This window comes from Telluribacter sp., from assembly GCF_035998675.1.
In the GTDB taxonomy this organism is placed as follows: domain Bacteria; phylum Bacteroidota; class Bacteroidia; order Cytophagales; family Spirosomataceae; genus Telluribacter.
On record NZ_DASYHI010000020.1, the window covers coordinates 829349 to 851301 of the forward strand.

18 protein-coding genes are annotated in these 21953 nt (G+C 51.7%); 11 read left to right on the forward strand and 7 right to left on the reverse strand.

The window, feature by feature from the left end:
• The first annotated feature begins 96 nt into the window (after positions 1–96).
• From VGN67_RS17685 to VGN67_RS17695, 3 genes are all read left to right on the forward strand, one after another.
• Complete coding sequence (locus VGN67_RS17685; protein WP_327488181.1) at positions 97–633, forward strand: ferritin; 537 nt, start codon at positions 97–99, stop codon at positions 631–633.
• A 249-nt stretch (positions 634–882) separates the two neighbouring features.
• Positions 883–1596: an SDR family oxidoreductase gene (locus tag VGN67_RS17690; protein ID WP_327488182.1), complete on the forward strand. Its 714-nt coding sequence runs from the start codon at positions 883–885 to the stop codon at positions 1594–1596.
• A 417-nt stretch (positions 1597–2013) separates the two neighbouring features.
• A complete protein-coding gene (locus VGN67_RS17695) occupies positions 2014–2886 on the forward strand; it encodes a cytochrome c (protein WP_327488183.1) in 873 nt (290 codons plus the stop codon).
• Between the two features lie 42 nt (positions 2887–2928).
• On the opposite strand, the gene VGN67_RS17700 is transcribed toward VGN67_RS17695, so the two are convergent.
• Positions 2929–4014: a hypothetical protein gene (locus tag VGN67_RS17700; protein ID WP_327488185.1), complete on the reverse strand. Its 1086-nt coding sequence runs from the start codon at positions 4012–4014 to the stop codon at positions 2929–2931.
• A gap of 52 nt (positions 4015–4066) precedes the next feature.
• Positions 4067–4705, reverse strand: a complete 639-nt coding sequence (locus VGN67_RS17705) for an ABC transporter ATP-binding protein (RefSeq protein ID WP_327488186.1) — start codon at positions 4703–4705, stop codon at positions 4067–4069.
• A gap of 126 nt (positions 4706–4831) precedes the next feature.
• Here VGN67_RS17705 and VGN67_RS17710 point away from each other — a divergent pair, with 126 nt between their 5' ends.
• Positions 4832–5671: a sterol desaturase family protein gene (locus tag VGN67_RS17710; protein ID WP_327488187.1), complete on the forward strand. Its 840-nt coding sequence runs from the start codon at positions 4832–4834 to the stop codon at positions 5669–5671.
• A gap of 43 nt (positions 5672–5714) precedes the next feature.
• Here VGN67_RS17710 and VGN67_RS17715 read toward each other — a convergent pair whose 3' ends face one another.
• From VGN67_RS17715 to VGN67_RS17725, 3 genes are read right to left on the reverse strand one after another with little or no spacing between them, the layout of a single operon-like run.
• The gene (locus VGN67_RS17715) at positions 5715–6821 is read right to left on the reverse strand and encodes a DUF4249 domain-containing protein (RefSeq protein WP_327488188.1); all 1107 of its coding nucleotides are present in this window, start codon (positions 6819–6821) and stop codon (positions 5715–5717) included.
• Positions 6822–6864: 43 nt separating this feature from the next.
• Positions 6865–7944 (reverse strand): DUF4249 domain-containing protein, encoded by a 1080-nt coding sequence (locus VGN67_RS17720; protein ID WP_327488189.1) that lies wholly within the window; start codon positions 7942–7944, stop codon positions 6865–6867.
• On the reverse strand, positions 7944–10367 hold the full coding sequence (locus VGN67_RS17725) for a TonB-dependent receptor (protein ID WP_327488190.1): 2424 nt from the start codon (positions 10365–10367) through the stop codon (positions 7944–7946). Before VGN67_RS17725 ends, VGN67_RS17720 begins: the two co-directional genes overlap by 1 nt.
• 150 nt (positions 10368–10517) lie before the next feature.
• Here VGN67_RS17725 and VGN67_RS17730 point away from each other — a divergent pair, with 150 nt between their 5' ends.
• Positions 10518–12458 carry a GEVED domain-containing protein gene (locus VGN67_RS17730; RefSeq protein ID WP_327488191.1) on the forward strand — a complete coding sequence of 647 codons (1941 nt, stop codon included), beginning with the start codon at positions 10518–10520 and terminating at the stop codon, positions 12456–12458.
• A gap of 2 nt (positions 12459–12460) precedes the next feature.
• Here VGN67_RS17730 and VGN67_RS17735 read toward each other — a convergent pair whose 3' ends face one another.
• Entirely contained in the window at positions 12461–14239 is a 1779-nt protein-coding gene (locus tag VGN67_RS17735) for a PHP domain-containing protein (protein ID WP_327488192.1), read from the reverse strand.
• A gap of 163 nt (positions 14240–14402) precedes the next feature.
• Complete coding sequence (locus VGN67_RS17740; RefSeq protein WP_327488193.1) at positions 14403–14927, reverse strand: DUF2062 domain-containing protein; 525 nt, start codon at positions 14925–14927, stop codon at positions 14403–14405.
• Positions 14928–15063: 136 nt separating this feature from the next.
• Between VGN67_RS17740 and VGN67_RS17745 the strand changes: the two genes are divergently transcribed.
• The 6 genes from VGN67_RS17745 (at position 15064) to VGN67_RS17770 (ending at position 21947) form a co-directional block, all read left to right on the forward strand.
• Positions 15064–16170 (forward strand): Gfo/Idh/MocA family protein, encoded by a 1107-nt coding sequence (locus VGN67_RS17745; RefSeq protein ID WP_414717343.1) that lies wholly within the window; start codon positions 15064–15066, stop codon positions 16168–16170.
• Positions 16171–16226: 56 nt separating this feature from the next.
• Complete coding sequence (locus tag VGN67_RS17750; RefSeq protein WP_327488194.1) at positions 16227–17507, forward strand: AGE family epimerase/isomerase; 1281 nt, start codon at positions 16227–16229, stop codon at positions 17505–17507.
• A gap of 206 nt (positions 17508–17713) precedes the next feature.
• Positions 17714–19174: an alkaline phosphatase D family protein gene (locus VGN67_RS17755; RefSeq protein WP_327488195.1), complete on the forward strand. Its 1461-nt coding sequence runs from the start codon at positions 17714–17716 to the stop codon at positions 19172–19174.
• 376 nt (positions 19175–19550) lie between these two features.
• Positions 19551–19751 (forward strand): hypothetical protein, encoded by a 201-nt coding sequence (locus tag VGN67_RS17760; RefSeq protein WP_327488196.1) that lies wholly within the window; start codon positions 19551–19553, stop codon positions 19749–19751.
• Between the two features lie 163 nt (positions 19752–19914).
• Positions 19915–20397 carry a LytTR family DNA-binding domain-containing protein gene (locus tag VGN67_RS17765; RefSeq protein ID WP_327488197.1) on the forward strand — a complete coding sequence of 161 codons (483 nt, stop codon included), beginning with the start codon at positions 19915–19917 and terminating at the stop codon, positions 20395–20397.
• Positions 20398–20795: 398 nt separating this feature from the next.
• Positions 20796–21947 (forward strand): acyltransferase family protein, encoded by a 1152-nt coding sequence (locus tag VGN67_RS17770; protein ID WP_327488198.1) that lies wholly within the window; start codon positions 20796–20798, stop codon positions 21945–21947.
• The last annotated feature ends 6 nt before the right edge of the window (positions 21948–21953 follow it).

Consider the following 21953-nt stretch of genomic DNA (forward strand, 5'->3'; position numbering starts at 1 on the left):
TTAGACCAATTCTAAATTTGGGTAATTCGTTGGTTCCCTGAACCAACTGTGCTATTTTAGGTTTAAATTTGTACAGAATCAAAATCTAGTTTAGTTATGAAAGATCTGCTAAGACAACATACTTCCCTGAAAGAAGAAATCGAAATCCTGCTGAATAATCAGGTAAAGATGGAAGCCGAGGCATCGGCCAAGTACCTGGCCATGGCCTCCTGGTGTGACCGCAATGGTTTCAAATATAGCTCGGCCTATTTCCTGAGTCAGGCTGATGAAGAGCGGGCGCACATGCTGAAGATATTCAACTACATCATGACCGTAGGAGGTACTGCGGTTTCGCCCGAAATCGGCGGAATCAAGCAGGACTACCCTACCTTTCGTTCCGTTTTTGAAGCGGCGCTTCAGAGCGAAATAGCGGTGACGCAATCTATTAACCGTATTGTAACGGCCAGCCGTAACGGAGAAGACTACGCTACCGAGGCTTTTATGCAGTGGTTTGTGACTGAGCAGGTAGAGGAAGAGGATAATGCCCGTCGCGCCCTTGAACTGTTCGACGTAATTGGTGAAGAAGGTACCGGACGGTACTTCATTGACAAAGCCATCAAGAAGCTGGGTGACGGAGGTGGTGAAGACGCCTAATCAGGACCCGCTTTAAAATACTACGAGCCAGACTGGATGACAGTCTGGCTCGTTTGCTTGTGGGGTACTTCGAGTTAAGACACTTTACAGCACTATTCCTTCCCCTACCTGGCTGTTCCGGCTTGGGTACTCAGCCATTTTTGCCATAGGTACTTATTAGTATAAAACTCCCGCGGGCAAACCTTCTCCGCGTTTTCAGGGTTCACTACCTCATATACCAGCCTAAAAATCTTCAAATTAAAACAACTCATGGCAGACAATACTACAAAGACCGCCCTCGTCACCGGAGGCTCCAAAGGCATTGGCTACGGCATAGCCGAAGTACTCATCAAAGAAGGGATTCGGGTAGCTATCACCAGCCGCTCGCAGGAAAACGCCGACGAAGCTGCCGCCGCTCTGAATAAAATCAGGGAAGGATACGCGCTGGGTCTGGCGTCGGATGTGCGTGATCTGGATTCACAGCAAAAGGCTGTTGATACCGTGGTGCAGCAGTGGGGTCAGCTTGATTACATGGTAGCCAACGCGGGTATTGGTCACTTTGCCCCCCTGCAGGAGCTGAGCCCCGACCAGTGGCACGAAACTATTGACATCAACGTGACGGGAGTATTCAACAGCGCCAAAGCGGCCATTCCGGCCCTGAAGAACACCAAAGGGTACTTCATAACCATCGCCAGTCTGGCGGGCACTAATTTCTTTGCGGGCGGAGCCGCCTACAACGCCAGCAAGTTTGCGGTAGTTGGCTTTACCCAGGCCATGATGCTCGACGTCCGGAACGACGGCATAAAAGTTACGACCATCATGCCCGGTTCAGTAGCTACCCATTTTAACGGACACGAACCCAGCGAAAAAGATGCATGGAAAATACAACCGGAGGATATTGGCCAGATAGTACTTGACCTGGTCCGGATGCCGGCCCGTACTTTACCCAGCAAAGTGGAGGTACGGCCTACTACTCCAAAATAGAAATCTACTTTCCTGTAATAGAAAGCGCCCGGATTTGAAGCAATCCGGGCGCTTTCTGTTGTAAGGCCATTATTATACCTTTTCCAATAATTATTTGTACCTAACTATTGTAAAAATAAAATTTTTATGTAAATTTTGCTTAAAATCAACACGTTATTGTCCTGGCGTCTCCCGGCCAACTGCCAAAAGGCGCATCGCGTTTCTTTGTTCCGGGAGGGCTTCTGCTTACGGTGAAAGACCGCTAATCAGATAGTCGCTCCCAGAGGCTCTTCAGGTACCTGCCTGCTTCCATTGCCTGGCAGGGTGAAACACATTGTACGCGTAACCGGCTAACCCCAACCAGAGCCACCCTTGATCCTGAACAGGATTTTATACCCGCAGTACGACAATTTTCGACCACTTCAACCTTCACTGAGTATGCTTAGAAAACTACTTACATGGACTGGCATTGCCCTGGGCAGTGTGCTGATATTGCTCTTGATGTTCTATGCGGTAGCCTATTTCCAGACCGAAGCCCGCATCAATAAAATTTATGAGGTACAGCTGCAGGCGCTGGAAATTCCGGACGACTCGGCTAACTACGCGCTGGGAAAACACGTAGCCGAAATCAGAGGCTGCACGGGCTGCCACGGTGCCGACTTATCGGGCGGACGGGCCTTTGCCGACCCTACTTCTCCCATTGGCACTTTATATGCCTCCAATATTACGCACGGAATCGGCGGAATTAACTATACCGACCAGGATTGGCTACGGGTTTTGCGGCACGGGATTAATAAAGATTTCCGCTCGGTATGGTTTATGCCTTCCCACGAGGTTTACCATATTTCCAATAAGGAAATGGCCGCCCTGATAAGCTACCTCCGGATTCAGGCGCCGGTGGATAAGGAAATTCCGGCCAAGTCTTTGAAGCCGCTGGGCCGGGTACTTACTTTCCTGGGTGAGTACCCGCTCCTGCCCGCCGAAATGATTGATCATAACGCAACCTACGCCGATGACGTACCCTTTATGGTCAATGCGGATTACGGAAAGTACCTGGCTACTACCTGTCAGGGTTGTCATTCACCTACGTTTAAGGGAGCCGCGGCGCACGGTCCCAACGAGCCGGACATCCCGGATATATCTTCGACGGGTAATCTGGGAAAATGGGATTCCAAGGGATTTGTATCCACGTTCAGGACGGGCAAAACGCCGGACGGACGGGTACTGAGTGAGTTTATGCCGGTGAAGGAATTCCCCTACTCGGACCAGGAACTGGAAGCAATCTACGCCTATCTGCACCAACAAAAATAAAACCTGAACAGGCGGGGGCTGAGGTAGGTACCTTAGCCCCCATTACCTTTCTTTCCACCGCCACCACCCCCCGGCCGAACCTACCAGAAGCCCGGGAGCAATGAGCCAAAGGGGTACCTTGTACATCACCGTAAAGGTTAGCAGGACAAAGAGGATAAAAACCGGCCGTACGGTGTCCTCCATGAGCTGGTGCTGCCGGTACAGGTAACTATGGTACAGGAGCAGCGCCCCGAGGCCCAGGCTGTACAGTTGCAGGAGTCCCGCCGGGCTAAGTTCTCCTCCCAGGTAACGCAGGGCCAGGCAGGTTTCCGGCAGAAGAAGAATGGCGTGCAACAGGGCCAGCCGACCGTACCGCTTCGTTGCCGCCACGGGCAGCGAACGCCCCCACTGCCACACCCGGCTTTCCCACAGGTACAGCTCGTAAGAAACACCTGCGTTGAGCAGGTAGGCAAAGGTACAGCCAATGGCTGGCAGGCGGAGGTCGTAGGTACCGGTATGGTAGTAAATGAGCGTTCCCGAAAAAAAAAGTAAGGCTCCGGCCTTGCTTATCAGCAGCGTAAGTCCGCGTTCGCGCAGCAGCCATTCCAGCGTCCAGAAGGTCCAGCTCCGGGGTCGGCGAAAGGGCAGCGCGACGGTACCCGCTTTTTGCTTTTGTACCTTTCCGGGGTTCCTTAGCCGATGCTCCGCTAAGGCTACCAGCAACAGCGTCAGGAGCAGCCAGTACACCGGCACCGGCCAGTACTGCCCCAGAAGCCCATCCTGCCGGGCCTCCTGCCGGGCAATAAAAAAGATATAGGTACCATAAAAAAGTATGGGCTGAAGGAGCCCCAGGGCTACCGCCAACAGGTAATAGTACCGCCGGAGTGGGGGTAATAGCCGTGCCTGGTACACAAACGTATAGGCAGGCAGTGACCAAAGCTGCTCCACAAACTGCCCCACCATACCCGTATACAGCCCCCAGATCAGCAACAGGTAAAGCATGCCGTGCTCATCGTTCAGGAAAAAGACCGCGAAAGCGTGGTGCTCCCGTCCGGAAAGAAATCCGAAAATCAGACCAAGTACTACAAAAAAGAATCCCGCCCGCTGCCGGTAAAATTCCTGGACGGTGGAGGCCAACAGCACCTTCATACTACTTCCGGATTTCTGAAAGTAAATTGAATACAATCTGAGTACCTGACTATCATGGCAGAGACAGGGGTTGGAGCGTCCGGTTGGTCAGGGTGTAACGGGCAGTCAGGGGTAGGTCCGTTGGGGCGAAGGGCTGGTGCGAGGAGAGCAGGAAGGTGGTACCTTCCCGATGGTACCTGTTTATCAACCCGAATAAGGCCGCCCGCGCCTCCTGGTCAATGGTAATGAGGGGTTCGTCCAAAATAACAACCCGCGGCTGGCCCAGAAAAGCCAGCGCCAGCGAAACCTTTTTGACCATTCCGCTGGAACAGGCTCCCAGCGGCTGGGTCAGGTAGTTAATCCCCAGCGTTTCAATGAGTGCCTGCGTCTGTCCGTCCGGGCTTCGGCGGGCTTCCGCCACAAACCCCAGCAAATCGGCCGGGCTAAGAAAAGCCGGATAAAGTGGCTCGGCTTCTCCGATACTTACCCGCAACCGGTACTCCACCGGATGTTTACGGGGTTCAAAACGTTCCTCCAGCAACACCTTTCCTTCAAAAGGCAACATACCCGCCAGCGTACGAAACAAGGTAGATTTACCGGCCCCGTTTTCGCCCTGAATCCAGTAAATACCGTGCCCTGCCTGCCAATGAGCGATGTCCAGTACCTGATGAGTACCGTAGCTTTTGCGAAGATTATGGATAGTAAGGGTCATGGTTATTATAAAGCAGCGGGAATGGTAGCTGCAAAGTTGCTATTTCGGGAGAGTTACTGAATACTATTTTTTCTAAAAAAATGTTAATTTTATCAGCAGGCTTTTTTTCTATTACTACTAAATCCCATGCAGACGCTTGTTGAGTACTTTGAAAATATACCTTCCACCCACCGCAGCGCTATTCTGGTTGGTGGTATAACGTTGTTCTGGCTGCTGGAAGGCGCGTTCCCGCTGTTTCGGTTTGGGTACAACAAGTGGAAGCACGCGGGCACCAATATCATCCTGACGCTCACCACCATTATCATTAACTTCCTGATGGCTTTTGTACTGATAAAGTCCAGTGACTGGGCCGTAGCGAATGAATTCGGGATTCTGCAATGGCTGCCCGCGCTACCGCTCTGGGCTTTCACGCTAACGGGTCTCCTGCTGCTCGACCTTGTGGGCGCCTGGTTTGTTCACTGGACCGAACATAAGGTAAAGTGGATGTGGCGCTTTCACCTGATTCACCATTCCGACCTGCACGTTGATACCACTACCGCCAACCGCCACCACCCCGGCGAAAGCGTTTTTCGCTTTGTGTTTACCACCCTGGCGGTCGTATTTGCGGGGGCGCCCATGTGGATGGTTTTTCTGTACCAGTCGCTGTCGGTGGCGCTTTCGCAGTTCAATCACGCCAATATTACCCTCCCGCTATGGCTGGACCGGGTACTTAGCTGGGTACTGGTTACTCCCAACATGCACCACGTGCACCACCACTACGTTCAGCCGTATACTGACTCCAACTACGGCAATATTTTTTCCCTCTGGGACCACCTCTTTGGTACCTTTACCCGACTGGAGCACGACAAGCTCGTATACGGCATTGATACCCACATGGAAGAGGAAGAAAACGGTAAAATTGGAAGTCTGCTAAAAATTCCGTTTGGACAGTACCGCCCGCCGGTTGGAACTAAGCTGGCCGAATAGCTTCTACCAAAAAGACCCGCTGTTTGGCGGGTCTTTTTTTGTCCTAAAACTGCCAGAATCTGGGTGTTTTGGTGGTTCTATACAAGCTTTCGGTGCAGGTTTCACAAGGTGGCGGCATTCCACCGGCCCCGGACGGAGGAAGGGGAAATTCGGGCTCGCAGTTGGAGCGGTCGGCGCCGGTACGGTCTACGTAGTACCCTACCCTTTCTACCCCAATCGCACCAAAAAAACCAAAAACATCTTCGTCCGGATTCGTCAGGCAGGTAATGTTGCCGGGAATGGCGGAGGGAGTTACATCAAATACCCCACCGGTGTTCTGCATCATTCGTTTAACCGAATTCCAGAACTGGTACGCCTCCCGCGAAAGCGCCTGCTGTTCGATTTCGAGGTAGTAGCGGTCCAGGCAACCCACAGGTACTTCGGCGACCATTTGCCGCGAAATATTTTTCCCGTTAATGAGCGCGTCATTGGCCAGGTTGATGCAGTTAGGGCCTGTACAACGAACGATGTCCCAGCAGTTGGTGGAACAACAGTATAAGCCATACACCGGATTACCGTACCGATCACGCTGGGCTCCGCAGAATAAGGCCTGCTTGTAGTGTACCGAGTTCCAGCGGTAGTAGTTGCCGCTTTCGGCGGGGTCTTTGGTATCAATAAATACCCGCCAGCCGCCCAGAATATCCCTATTGGTTACGGGGTCGATAGTCCGATAGCTTTCGTCGTAGATCCGGTCAATATTGCTGACGGGCCGAATGGTTTCGGGTCGCGACTGGTACTTTTTCCCATTTGCTTCAATGTGCAGCTGGTAGGTTTTTCCGACTTCTCCCCGCAGCGATTGGGTATGGTACTCTCCTGGCGTTTTTTCCACCAGGTTTTCCCGGTTGCCCTGTTCGTCAGTAATGTACACAATGGCTTTCTGAATGGCGAGGTTTAGACCGGCGTAGGTGTAGTTGGCCGGGGTGGTTAGCCTTACAACATAAGGCCCTGGTTCATTGGTTATTGAGCCCTGAACCACTATACCGGGGGGTACTTCTTTGATTTCTCCGTCGTAGGGGGTTATACAACCGGCCAGCAACATCAGACACCAACCCGTCAGGCGGGTAAAATTAAGTGCCGGTGTATAAAATTTTTTAATCTTAAAATCGCGCATGAATGGGTATGTAAAAACGTAGCTTTTAAATAGGGTGAAATAGTTAAAATTCCCAGAAATCCGGTGTTTTTGCCGTTCGGTAACGGCTCTCCACGCAGGGAGCACAGCCCACCACACCACCCGCAGGGAGTGGGAGAATAGGAGGACAGTTGGAATATTCGGCCTGGGTACGATCCACCAGATGCCCCTTGCGGGTTATGCCCGCTACTTCAAAAAGCCCGAATACCTGCTCGTCCGGATTGGTGATACAGCGAATATTGCCGGGAATGGCCGTAGGGGCCGAGTCAAACACACCGCCGGTATTCTGCAGCATCTGTTTGGTGGCTTTCCAGTAAATATAAGCCTCCCGCGAGATCGACTGCTGCTCTACTTCCAGATACACCCGGTCCAGGCACTCCACGGGTACATTTGTAATAAGCTGCCGACTGATGGTCTTGCCGTTAATAAGGGCATCCGAACTCAGCGAGACACAATCCGGCCCCAGGCAACGCACTATATCCCAGCAGTACCCGCAGCAGGGAAACCGGAAGGCCGGATTGCCGGGGGGAACATCTATGGTAGCACACACATCGGTTAGTTTGTACCTGATCCAGTTCCAGCGGTAGTAGTTGCCGGGTTCGGAGGGGTCTTTGGTATCCACGTATACTTTCCAGCCGCCCTGCCGCTCTCTGCCGGTATTCGGCTCAAAAGACCGGAATGTTTCATCATATACCCGCTCAATGGGGTTGATAGATCGTAGTACTTCGGGACTAGACTCGTACTTTTTACCCCTGGCCTCAATGTGCAGCTGGTACCGGCGCCCCGTTACGCCCTGTAGCGTAGTGGTCTGGTACAGGCCGGGTTCCTTCTGCTCGACCAGGTCTTCGCGGTTGCCTTCGTTATCTGTGATATAGACCTTTGCCTTCTCAACCCCAAAGCTCAGGCCTTTGTAGGCATTGCTGGCAGGTACTACGATTTTAATGGAATAAGGCCCCGGCAGATTGGACACCCTCCCCTGCACCACAATACCTGTCGATAGATCATGGATCTCTGCCTCATAGGGCGTCACACAACTTGCAAGCGCTATCAGGCCCCACCCCAGGGACCGGTTCCATTTCTTTTTGTATGAAGGCCAGAGCTTCATCAAAACTTGAAATTATAGGTAAGCGAAGGGAAAATAGTACCGAAAATACTGAGCTTATAAGCCGAGGCCAGCGAATACGGCTTTATGTTGTAGAATACCGAGAAGGCGTTCTTGTGCGCGTATACATTGTAGATCGAAAATACCCAGCTTCCTTTCCAGCGGCGGTCGGGGTGCTTGTCGGGGTGCTCGTCAAACGTAATGGAAAAGTCGAGCCGGTGGTAGTTGGGAATACGCCCCTGGTTGCGGTCGGTATAGATGGGTACATTGGCCCCAAAAATGGTTGGCTCATAAAGTAGGTAGCGCCCCTTGGGGAAAGTACCCGGCCTTCCGCTGCTGAATGTAAAGTTGAACGATACGGTGGTAGTTACGCTGGGACGATAGACTGCCATGGCGTTGAGGGTGTGGGGGCGGTCGTAGTTGGCCGGGTACCAGCGTCCGCGGTTGATCCGCTCCTCCGGGTGGTCGCCCCCGATCTGCAAAAAGGTACGGGCGTAGGTATAGCTTACCCAGCCGGTCCAGAAACCCGTATTTTTCTTGGCCATCATTTCCAGACCGTAGGCCCGGCCCTGTCCCTGAAGTACGGCGGTTTCCAGCGTCGGATTAAGAACAATGTCGGCTCCGTCGCGGTAATCAATGGCGTCTTTAAGTTTTTTATAGTACACCTCGGCGGAGGTTTCGTAGGTATCGTTTTTGAGGTTTTTAAACAACCCGATGGACACCTGATTGGCCACCTGCGGGCGCAGGTAGGTACTACTCGTAGCCCAGCGGGCGGTGGGAAGCGCCGAAGTGGTATTGGAAATCAGGTGCAGGTACTGGATCATCCGGTTGTAGCCCATCTTAACGGAAGTAGCCGGATTTAGCGTCCAGCGTACCGCCAGGCGGGGCTCAAACCCGCCGTAGGTTTTTACTACTTCCCCGGGACCGTAGTTTTCAATTTCGGTGACAGCATCCTCCGACCGGGGCAGCCCTGGCGTATAGCGGTACACACTGGCGGCGCCCAGGCGCAAAAACTGTGAATACCGCAGACCCGCCACCACCGAGAGCAAATCCGTCACCTTCCATTCATCCTCTATATAGAGGGCAGATTCCACGGCGTTTTCCCGTTCCAGATTTACCGGAAGTACGTTCGAAAACGGACCGGGGACCAGGTTGTTGGGTTGAATACCGTAGCTGATGGCGCTGGCACCCATCAGAAACTGGTGCCGCTCGTTGGACTTATTTGTGTACTGGACCCGGGCGTTGGCATAGGTTATCCCGGATTGCAGGTCCAGGGCGTTGGAAGAGTCAGGTACGGAGATATTCGCCGAGTATTTGCTAAGTACCCCTACGGCCTCCCAGGTAACGTTGTCGCGCAGCGTGTGCTGCCAGCGCAGGGTACCGCTGCGGGTGCGGTAGCCGTACAGCGACGAGGAGGCATTGACCTCCACATTGGAAAGTGAGTCAGAAGGAATTTTAAAATTATCGTCGCTGTAGTAGCCGGTAAAGGTCAGCTCACTGCGCTCGCTGATTTTCCAGTACCACTTGTTGGTTATATCATAAAAGTTGGCTTTGGTCCCCCGCAGACTGGCGGGACCTAACCGGAAAAGGAAATCATTAAATGATGCCCGTACCGCCAGCAGGGTGGATAGCTTCCCTTTCACCAGGGGTCCTTCCAGGGCCAGACGGCTGGCGACGAGGCCAATACCCCCACTACCCGTAAATTTTTCCGAATTGGGGTACTTGAGCCGGACGTCCAGTACCGAAGCGGCCCGGCCGCCGTATTGGGCCGGTATCCCCCCCCGGTTGAGCGTTACATCCCGTACCGCATCCTGATTAAACACCGAGAAAAATCCAAAGAGGTGGGAGGTATTGAACAGCGGTGCGTCGTCCATCAGAATCAGATTCTGATCAATGCTGCCACCCCGTACGTTAATCCCCGAAGTACCTTCGCCCACGGTCGTGACGCCCGGTAGCATCAGCAGGCTGCGCATAACGTCCACCTCCCCCATAAAGGCGGGAATCCGCTGAATACTTCGGATGTTAAGCCGGGAAGCTCCAATCTCCACCTTCTGCACGTTTTCCTCGGGTTTGCCGGTAGTGACCGTTACTTCCTCCAGCAGCCGGGTGTCATCCTCGAGCTGAAAGCTGACCCGGTTCTCGCCTTGCCGAAGTACTACCTCGCGGTACAGGGGAACAAAACCTATATAACTGATTTTCAGATTATAAGTACCTGGCTTCAGGGTAAACAGATAAAAACCATCCTTGTCGGTCTGTACCCCTTTTCGGGTTTCGATCACGAAGACGTTGGCGTTGGACATGGGCTGTCCGGTAGTGGCGTTGGTAACGGTACCCATCAGGGCTACGGACTGCACCGACTGAGCCGCTATCTTTAAAGTAAAACATCCAAGTAAAACAGTGACAATCAGGCAGCGTAGAGTGAACATCTAGGAGAAGTGTGTATGATTATAAATTAACAAGAAGGTATCCAGAATAATCTACTGCCTGCTTTCAGCGCAATTTAATATCTGTTTATCTGCCCGTATTTTGGCAAAATTATTGTTAATGTTTTATAAATTTAGGGGCAGAATCATTTTATGATCAAAAAGTTACAAATCCTCCCGTTTGTTGTCCTGATGAATGTACGTGCGCGGCACCTTCTTATAGGGTGCCTGATTATAGTGGGGTGGTTTGGAAGCGAACCGGTACTTGCTCAAAAAAATAAGGGGATTGTCGTCGATCAGCCCGCGCGGGACTGTGGTACCTTGCCCCCTCCCCCCGAAAAAGTTAAAAAAATTGAGGACGCCATCAAGAAGAAAAAGGCGCAGAGTCCGACACCCTTGGTGAAGGAAACCTCAATCATCCAGATTCCCATCAAAGCCCACATTGTGCGCAGGTCCAACGGTACCTCGGGTTTGTCCGTAGAAGTACTTAACAGCGCCATCGCGACTATGAATGGTCAGTACCTGCCCATGAACATGCAGTTCTACCTCTGCGGCCCCATTCACTACATTGACGACGACAATCTGTCGAATTGTGATATTGTACAGGATGACAAAGCCCTGTCCCTGCACAATGTCAACGATGCGCTCAATATTTATTTTACCGATAATCTTACTTCGGGTAACATACCTTTGAATGGAATCTCGGCGTTTCCGAGCGACAATCCGCTGGATAACCGTATTATCATGAGCAACCGCGCTACCAGCAACGGCTCAACGCTGGCGCACGAAGTAGGTCACTACTGGAACCTGTACCATACGCACGAAACCTACTTTGGAGCAGAACTGGTCACCCGCGGAGCCGGGACTAACTGCATAAGTGCCGGAGACCTGGTGTGCGATACCCCGGCCGACCCGTATAGTAACCAATTCGAAAACTGCGTTTACCATGACACCGAAAAAAAGGACGCCAATGGAGAACTGTATAGCCCGGATATGTTAAACCTGATGTCGTACTACCAGGTCTGCCGCAATCGTTTCACGGACGGACAATTCAACCGTATGGCTGATGGGTACCTCTATCGAAAGACACTTATGGATCAATCGGGCGCTTATAATTTGTCCTGTCAGCCGGAAGTAGCCGCGCCTACCCAGTTATCAGCCACATATGAAAATTGCTCGGTGGTGGTTAACTGGGCCGACAATTCGGATAGTGAAGCAGAATATATCATTGAACGGTCGGCCAGCGCGGGGGCTAATTTTGTAGCCGTGGGCAGAGTGGCAGCTAATGTTACTCAGTATTTGGATAGATCAATAATGGCCCAACCGGATGTTGCCTATTATTACCGGGTAGTAGCCGCCAATTCGAATGCAGTTTACAGTACTCCCCTGGCCGTAACCTTTGACCCCACGGCCACCTATTGCTACTGCATACCCGGAAGTACCAAATGCAATGACTTTGATATTATTAACAGGTTCACGATAAAGTATGATACGGTAACCGTTCTGGATTTTAGCAGTGGTAATAATTGCTCAACAACCGGCTATAATGATTTTACGGCGGTCCCTTCTTTCCAGCCAGTTGCGCGAAGTACTACCTATAACTTTACCATTCAAAACCCCGGAAAATGGCCGCAAGGGATAACCATCTGGCTTGATTTTAACCAAAATCAACTATTCGAGGTGAGCGAAATTGCCTATCAGACACCCTGGTTTGGTATTAACACCAGCCCTACATTTAGTGGTACCCTGGCCATACCCGACACGGCCAAAACGGGCACTACCCGCCTGCGCGTACGGCTGCAGTATAACAAAAGCCCGACTGACCCCTGCGCGGGCTATGACTACGGCGAAACCGAAGACTACGCCATTACCATAGTGCCCGAAAAAGTAATCACCTCCGTAGCCTCGGGAGGTTGGAACGCCGCCGAAACCTGGTCGTGTGGGTGTGTACCTACCCTAACTGATAAAGTAGTACTTGAGACCGGCCACACCGTAACGGTAGGTACCGGCACGGTGCAGTTGAAAAGCCTGGTGGTTAAGGACGGAGCCGCCCTGAACTTTGAGCAGGATGCGCAGCTCAATTTTCAGGAATAAGGTTACCGATTTTTCCGTTTTGTCAGGAACTGGTCAATTTCTGCCAGCGACAGCGCATTAAAAGTCATTTCCGTAGTAAGTCCTCCCTTGCGACCTGTCGCTATTCCGTAGTGCATGTCAAAGTACCCTTCCCGCACGTGCGCGTCCGGATTAATACTCAGCAGTACTCCCTTTTCCATGCAGTAGCTAACCCAGCGCCAGTCCAGGTCCAGCCGCCAGGGACTGGCGTTGATTTCCATGACCACGCCCCGCTCGGCACAGGCGTCAATGATGGTTTTGTAGTCAATGGGGTACCCATCCCGCGACAGCAGTAAGCGTCCAGTGGGGTGGCCCAGGATGGTCGTATAGGGATTTTCGATAGCGCGCAGGAGCCGTGCCGTGGCCTTGTCTTCGGTCATGGTCAGGTTACTGTGTACCGAAGCCACTACATAGTCAAAGGTAGCCAATGTATCATCGGGGTAGTCGAGGGAGCCGTCGCCGAGTATATCCGATTCAATGCCTTTCAGTACCTTGAACGGACGCCCGGGATTCTCGCGGGCGAAGCGTTCATTGAGCCGGTCAATTTCTTCGTGCTGTCGAAGTACCTGGTCGGGACGCAGGCCGCTGGCGTAGGTTGCGCTTTGGGAGTGGTCGGCCATACCGAGGTACTCAAAGCCCAGCTCGCGGCAAAAGAGCGCCATTTGTTCTACCGTGTGCTGCCCGTCGGAGTAGGTACTATGGTTGTGCAGGATGCCCCGCAGCCCATCCCAGGTCACCAGGTCGGCGGGTGCATGCTGCTGCGCCCAGGCCCATTCGCCCCGGCCTTCGCGCATTTCGGGTACTATGTAGGGCAGTCCGGCTTTTTCATATATCTCTTCTTCGCTGGCCACCGTTTCTACCTGAGCCAATTGCAGCAGGGTCCGTCCGTCGGCCGCCATTTGTGTCAGATGCGCTTCGGTGCTGGTTTCAAGGAATAGCTCGTTGGCAAAACGGTCAGCGGGTACGGCTATGATTTCCACCCGAACGTCCACGTCCATCGCCTTCCCCCGCCATACAAATGGCGTTGATTGTCTGGGGTCCTGCGTAAGTATATCCAGCGTAGTAAGTTGCTGCTGGACCGCCACGGGCTTATCATTGGCTACCAGCAGTCGCACGGTCTCTACCGTTTCGGCCCGGCGACGTATCTCACCGGCTATCTCCACCCGGTCAAAGTGTTTTTGCAGCTCGTCCCGAACCGCCTGAGCCAGGGCATCTGCCACATTCATCCGGAGTTTCCCGGCCTGGCTTTTCAGGAAAACCAGCGAATCCAGAATTTTTTGCTGGGTACTTTCTCCGAAGCCTTTCAGTTTTGCAATCTGTCCGCTCTGACAGGCCAGTTCCAGATCGCGCAGGTTTTCAATCCCCAGGTCCCGCCAGATAACGGCTATTTTTTTGGCCCCGATCCCCTTTACCTTAAACATGTCCAGAATCCCCGGAGGTGTTTTATCCATGAGTTCTTCCAGATCACGCAGCTTACCGGTTTCCTGAATTTCTGTTATTTTTCCCGCTACACTCTTACCCACACCCTGCAAACGGGCCAGCTCGGCGGGCGACATACCGGCCAGGGGTACTGTAATTTTATCGAGGTTAAAGGCGGCTGAAGTATAAGCCTTTATTTTGAAAGAATCGGCTTCGTGCAGCTCCATCAGTTTGGCCGTCAGCTCTAAACTATCAATAATATCAGAATTGGTCATGGGAAGGACAAAGTAAGCGGTTAGCGTTGTACCTGAGGTACCCTCCGTAAAATTGGGCAAAATTTTCATTCGGAGCTTTTTTGGGGAAGGATTTCTGGTAGAAATATCCATCCGTACACCTGCGGTGTACGTCCATTTTGTAGGACTGGTACGGTCGGGAAGTGGAGAAAAAACTACAAAGATATCCGAAGACAGATACCCGGATATGCCTGAATAATCAGAAGGTATCTAATTAACAGGTACTTGTTAATCCGTTGGCTGTTGCCGGAGAAGTACTAGTCTGCTGTTCCTGCGCCCACCGCACGGGCAGGGTTTTCCGGAGAATAAATTTGAAAAAATAATTGAGCACACTCAGGATCAGCAGGCTCGTCAGCAACCAGCCTACCGTCGAAAGCAGCAGGGCGTTACCGAACTTGTGCACCATGGGCAAAATCCCCAGACCAAAGCTGACTTTCAGGTCCTGCCAGCTGAGTGGGGTAGCGCCCGCACCCAATACCTGCTCCCCAATGCGCAGGTAAGGTACCAGCAACAGGATTTGAACCGGATAAAGGGCGTAGCTAATGGCAAACATTAAGGCCATATTCAGCCGGAACTTCATCGCCAGCAGCGCTATTATTATATTATTGGTACCGATCAGCGGAAACACCCCCATGAGAATGGAAAGGGTAATACTCCACGAAAGCTTATCAATGGAAGTATCTTTCGTCAGAAAGCTCTTCCATTTAGTATACTGTTTGTGTAGCCGGGGCCAGGTCATGTAAATAAGCCGTTGGGAAAAATGTTTTCAGTAACTTTACATAAACTGTACCTGCACGCTCCGGTCTGCTCAAAAATAGTAAAGCAGGTCCGGTTGGTGCTTTTAGGAATTAACCCAAAAAACTGATCTACCCCTGATGAACCTACTTTTCTCTGCTTCTGAACCTACCACCCGCCGCGATTTTTTAACCGGAATGGCTGGCTTAACTGCCGCTAACCTGCTCTCTTCCCGGGCCTTTGGAAAAAAACAAGTAAAAGACAAGCTGGGAATCGCTCTGGTTGGTCTGGGCTATTATAGTACCGATCTGCTGGCTCCGGCACTGCAAAAAACGCAGCATTGCTATCTGGCTGGCATTGTTACGGGTACGCCCGCCAAGGCTGAACTGTGGAAGAAGAAGTACAATATACCGGATAAAAATATCTACAACTACCAGAACTTTGACCAGATTGCCAACAACCCCGACATCGACGTGGTGTATGTAGTACTCCCGCCATCGATGCACAAGGAATATACCGTTCGGGCGGCCAAAGCCGGTAAGCACGTATTTTGTGAGAAGCCCATGGCCATGAATGTTAAGGAATGCGAGGAAATGATCAAGGCCTGCCGCGACAACAAACGCAGCCTGGCCATTGGCTACCGCTGCCAGCACGACCCCAACACCCAGGCTTACATGAAAATTGCCAAAGAGCAACCGCTGGGTAAGGTAAAGCTGATTCATAGTTCGGCGGGCTATAACGAAGGCCGTACCGACCACTGGAAACAGAAAAAGGAAATGGGGGGTGGAGTGATGTACGATATGGGCGTCTATGCGCTACAGGGAGCACGTCTGGCGGCCGGCGAAGAACCTATACTGGTCACGGCCAGCCACCTGACTAACCGACCGGAGATTTATAAGAACGTGGACGAAACAACCCTGTTTCAGCTGCACTTTCCCAGTGGGGCCATTGCCAACTGCACCACCAGCTTTGGCATCAATACCAACTTTCTGAAGGTGAATTACGAGAAAGGCAACCTGTTTATGGAGCCCGCCACGGCTTACAGTGGTAATAAAGGTGTAAGTACCCTGGGCGTAATCAACTTCCCGCTGGACAGTCAGCAAGCGAAACAAATGGACGACGACGCCTTGGCTATCCTGAACAACCAACCTTTGCTTGTACCCGGTGAGGAAGGCTTGCGGGATATTAGGGTGGTGGAGGCTATCTACCAGGCCGCCCGGACTGGCAAGGCCGTAAGAATCGGGTAATTATTACCTTATAAATAGCCTTCAACTACTGTACTTTATCTGATTTACTAAGCCCGATGAACATCGAACAACTGAAACAGTACCGGCAGGAGGCCTACCACCACCTGACCCAGGAGCTTCTGCCCTTTTGGGAAACGCGCTGCGTCGACCGCGAAAACGGAGGCTTTATTACGCACTTTGACAAGGACGGTAACGATTCCGGCGAAGACGAGAAATCACTCATTGCCCAGACGCGTTCCATCTATACTTTTTCCTCTGCCCACCGGGCGGGCTACGGCGAGGGTCGCCTGGCGGAGATGGCGCGGCACGGGGTAGATTTCCTGCTAGATAAAATGTGGGACTCGGACCATGGCGGCTTTTACTGGCTCATGGACCGGAAGGGGAATCTAAAGATTGATGAAAAAATTGTCTACGGCCATAGTTTCGCAATCTACTCCCTCAGCGAATATACCCTCGCCACGGGTGACCCGCGCGGCCTCGAATACGCCCAGAAGGTATTTGACCTGTTGCAGAAGTACGCCGTGGATACCTACTACGGTGGGTACTTCGAGATGTTCCAGCGCGACTGGACCTTGAAAGGGCCCGGCTTCGCCGGGGGCGACCGCAAAACGCTGGACGCGCACATGCACCTGATGGAAGCCTTTACAACACTCTACGAAGCCAGCAAACAAGAAGTACACCGGCGGAAGCTGCTGGAAGTGATACAACTACTGACTACCCGCATTATGCACCCCGACTACGGCACGGGTATTCCGCAGTTCTGGGCCGACTGGCGCGTGGCGCCGCAGATCAAGTTCGACATTGTGTGGGGCTGGGACCGGTTTAGCGAAGATGGTATCAAAAGCGCCGCCGAAGATAATACCAGCTACGGCCACAACGTGGAGTTCGCCTGGCTGCTGATGCACGCGCTGGATGGGTTGGGTATTCCGCACGAAGAGTACCGGACCCAGCTCCTCAAATCGTTCAACCACGCCGTGGACCACGGCATCGACTGGGAGTACGGGGGAGTTTTTGTGGAAGGCTCGCACGCGGGGGAAGTATACGACCGCGAGAAGGAGTTCTGGCAACAGGCGGAGGTCTTAATTGGTCTGCTGGACGCTTACCGGGTGTACCAGGACGAGCGGTTCCTGAAAGCCTATCACGCGACTCACCGCTTTGTTTTTGACCACGTCATTGACCCCCAGGTTGGTGAGTGGAAGCCCCTGCTCACTCGGCTGGGCGAACCCATCTGGACCCACATGAGCCACTCCTGGAAAATAAACTACCATACCGTGCGGGCCATGGTCCAGGGTATTGTGAGGTTGGACAAATTAATTAATGAGGAGCGAATGAGTTGATGAGCGGCCGCCGTAGCATTTAAGCAAAAGTCACTTTTGAATAAAACAAAGTTCCGGAGCGGTACCTGCTGCCGAAGCTTTGTTTTTATTTCATACCGTTGTTATATCTACCTGATTTTTTTGAAGGAATAGAGGTGCCAGCTTGATAACCAATTCCAACACCTCCATTTTTCAAATCTTTATTAATCAACAACTTGAACTATCCTATGAAACCAACCAGTCGCCGAAGATTTTTCCTGAAAGCAGGAGCAGGTCTTGCCACGATTACATTTGGTAAACTCCCCCATAAAGGCATTCATTCAGTTCCCTCACCGCCACCTGCCCTCTATTTTACCAATGGTTTTAAAATAGGGGAGGTAAGCCATGACTCCGTTTTGATCTGGACCCGGCTTTGCGGGCAGGAAAGCCCCAATCCTGTGCGACATGAGCGGGTAGAAACGGTATTCCGCCATCCTGTCGATTTTAACGAAAACCAGCCGGTAGAGCAGATGGATGGGGCTGTAAAAGGGGCCTCGGGCTGGGTTAGGGCGTCGATATCCTCAGGTAATAGTACGGTAAGCTCGGTGTGGAAACCAGCCCTCCCTGAAAATGACTACACGGTACAGATTCCTTTTACTTCTCTGAAATCCGCCACCAGGTACCGGCTTACCCTGGAAGCCCGGTCTGGAGAAAATGGAGAGGTAGTGTCAACCACAGGTACCTTTCAAACCGCTCCCGATCCGAAAGCGGTATTACCTGTACAACTAACCACTTCCACCTGCCAGTATTTCTGGAGCTTCGACGACGGGCAGCGGGGCTTTCGAACTTATGATAGCATGAACCGGATGAAACCCGATTTTTTCATCCATACCGGCGACTATATCTACTACGATAAACCAGGCCCTCTGGCTAAAAATGCAGAAAAAGCCCGACACAAATGGCATGCTATGAATGGATGGCCTTCTCTGAGAGATTTTTTTCAAAGTACACCTATCTACATGCTCAAAGACGACCACGATCTGTTGAGCGATGATGTGAACCCCGACACTCCTGCTTATGGCGAACTTACGGTGGGCGAGGGGCTGAAAATATGGCGCGAAAATATACCCCTGCGGGATAAACCCTACCGTACGCTACGCTGGGGCAAAGACCTTCAGATCTGGATGGTGGAAGGCCGTGAGTACCGGACGGCTAATAAAATTGAGGACAATGATAAAAAAACAATTTGGGGCACGGAGCAGAAGCAATGGTTTGAGAAAACAGTAAAAGCATCGGACGCTACCTTTAAAATCCTTTTCTCTCCCACGCCGGTCGTAGGTCCGGATCGTGACAAAAAAACTGATAACCACGCTAATTTGGCCTTCGGGACCGAAGGCAACTGGTTGCGAAACTTTATCTCTCAACAAAAAAATATGTACGTGGTCACCGGTGACCGCCACTGGCAGTACGTGTCAGTTGACGCCAAAACGGGTGTGACTGAGTTTGGTTCAGGGCCGGTGAGCGACTACCACGCGCAGGGCTGGCCGGAAGACGACAAACGGCCGGAACATCGATTTCTAAGGGTAAAAGGGGGCTTTCTGGCTATTAAAGTAGTGCGGGAAAACGACAAATCTATTGTTGCATTTACGCATTATGATGTAAACGGCAAGACAGTTCATGAAGAGAAAAGAAATGCTTTGTCAACTTAAGAGAATCAATAACTTTATAACTCCTCAGATAAGGTCCCCGGCATTTGCCTTCCTACCCCTAGCCGGTATATGAATACCAATTTTACTCCCGCACCAACTGACCTGAACTTGGTTAGTATCACCCGGGCTGCAATCACTGACTGCGGTCGGGGTTTCTACATTTTCTGCCACTAAGTACTCATTCCTTTCAGTATTCTTACAATGTACCTCTCCCGGCTGCTGGTACCCAGAGAGGTATGTTTAGACTGGAATCAGAAATTCCTCCTCCGCATGCACATTGGTTTCATCAGCCCAAATTGCCACTTCAGCCACTAGGGTTTTAGTACCCAACCCTGACCCCGTACTTTTGAACCATCCAATCAACCAATCAATGGCTATGAAAAAGATAATTCACCTGATGTACCTGCTGACCCTGGCTTCTCCCCTACTTGCGCAGCCTGACATCCAATCCAAAGTATTATACGAACAAAATGCCCGCTGGAATAGCCCCCTATTGTTGCCACTACCGGTATCTTCAGAGCCATTGCAGGTAATCAGTTCTGACAACTTAAATCCAAAAGCATTACTTCATCCCTAAGGGTGATCTTGAAAAAAGGGTGAAAGTTCGTCGGTGGTTATCGCCACTTCAACCGGAATAATTGTCAATCGGGCTCCTCCTTTTTTTCTTATACCTTAAAAAGACAGAACTTGCGTTCCATCAGGGCTTACGGGTCCTACTACGAGCCAATGTAATGATATTCATGTCAGACCAGAAAGACAGCCTGCCTAACGTCAGCTTCGAAAACCTTTCGGCGGCCATTGATAAGTTTAAGTCCATGAAGCGGCAATTTTCCAGAACCGATCTGGATACGCTGCTGCAGGCCATCGGACAAAACAAACCCGAGTATAAAACCCGGTTCATGGTTACGGTAGGTACCCGCATCCGGACTATTGAAGTCGCTGAGGTAGCCTACTTTTTTTCGGAAGAGAAAATAAGCTTCCTGGTCACCAAAGACAACCAGCGGTTGCCGATTGATTTCAGCCTCGACAAACTGACGTCCATGCTCAATCCGGACGATTTTTTCCGGGCCAACCGGCAGTTCCTGATTTCATTGTCAAGCATCAAAAACATCCATACCTACTCCCAAAGCAAGCTGAAGCTGGAACTCGCTCCGGCGCCCAAACAGGAGGTTTTTATTGGTAAAGAAAAAATCACCCCCTTCAAAGATTGGCTGGATAAGTAGAATTCTGAATTTTGAATCAGTATTGTACGAAGGAATTTTATTTTAGCCCCATCGGGGCGATACTTTAGTAGAAATAGCATCAAAAGTGTACAAAAAGCTCCGTAGGAGCGGCCACCGTGGCAGCGGCACATTTAATGGTGGGTGTCGCCCCTACGGGGCTGAAATCTCTCCAACTTGTTAATCTGCTACTAAAGTTTAGCCCCTCTGGGGCCGCTTTTGCACCAAAAATAATTTCTTCGTACGCTACTGATTCTGAATTATGAATTCGGAATGGTTGCCTACCATTCGTAAAGCCCCGGATGCGCTTGCTTCCGGGGCTTTTTAGGTACCTGGTAAAAGTAGCAATAGCGGGTAAAGTACTTTCTTATGGATAATGGCCAGCACTACTTACCCAGCTCATGACTACACTTACTACTCCCGCGTCAACTGACCTGGACCTGGTCAGTACCAATACCCGACCCACCCGGCTGCAATCGCTGGATGCGCTGCGGGGCTTTGATATGCTCCTCATTGCTGGGGGAGGTACCTTCATTTCGCTGCTGCACGGCAAAACCGGGCTGGCCTGGGTCGATGCGCTGGCCGAACAGTTTGAGCATCCGGCCTGGCACGGCTTTACGTTTTACGATTTCATTTTCCCGCTGTTTCTGTTTATGGCGGGTGTTTCGCTGTCGTACAGCCTCAGCGGCGGTCTGGCGAGGGGTCTTTCAAAGAGTACCCTATACAGCAAGGTGGCCAAACGGATGCTGATTCTAATTTGTCTGGGTATTCTGTACAAAAATGCTCCCGTCGATTTTTTCAATCCTTCCAATATCCGGTTCGGCAGTGTGTTGGGCCGCATTGGACTGGCCACTTTTTTTACGACGCTGCTTTACCTGAATGTATCACTGCGGCAGCGCCTGCTGGTAGTGGGAGGCATTCTGCTGGTGTACTACGCGGCGCTGTTCCTGATACCTGTACCCGGCTACGGCGCGGGCGATCTCAGCTTTGAGGGCAACCTCCTCGGCTGGCTCGACCGACAGATCATGCCGGGGAAGCTGCTGCAGAAAACCTACGACGAACTGGCGCTAAGTACCCAGTTGCCCGCCTTCTGCCTGACCATACTGGGTTCGGTAGCCGGCGATTTCCTGCGGACGGGTACCCCGGCTGCCACTACCCTCAAAAAGCTGGTACTTTTCGGCATGGGTGGTGTGGTACTGGGGCTGCTCTGGAACCTGCACCTGCCCATTAACAAGCACCTCTGGTCCGGCTCGTTCATACTGCTGACGGGTGGCATGGCTTTTCTGTTTCTGGCCGCTTTTTATTGGATTATCGATGTACGGGGCTACACCCGCTGGGCGTTCTTTTTTAAGGTAATTGGCATGAACTCGCTGGCGATCTACCTGGCTTACCGCTTTATTGACTTTGGCAAAACTTCCCGGCTGTTATTTGAAGGATTGTATAAACACGCGGCGGAGCCCTGGCACGAAGTATTCAACGCGTTGGGCGCGCTGGCGCTGGTGTGGCTGTTTCTGTACTTTCTTTACCGGAACCGGATCTTTATCAAAGTGTAAATTCCT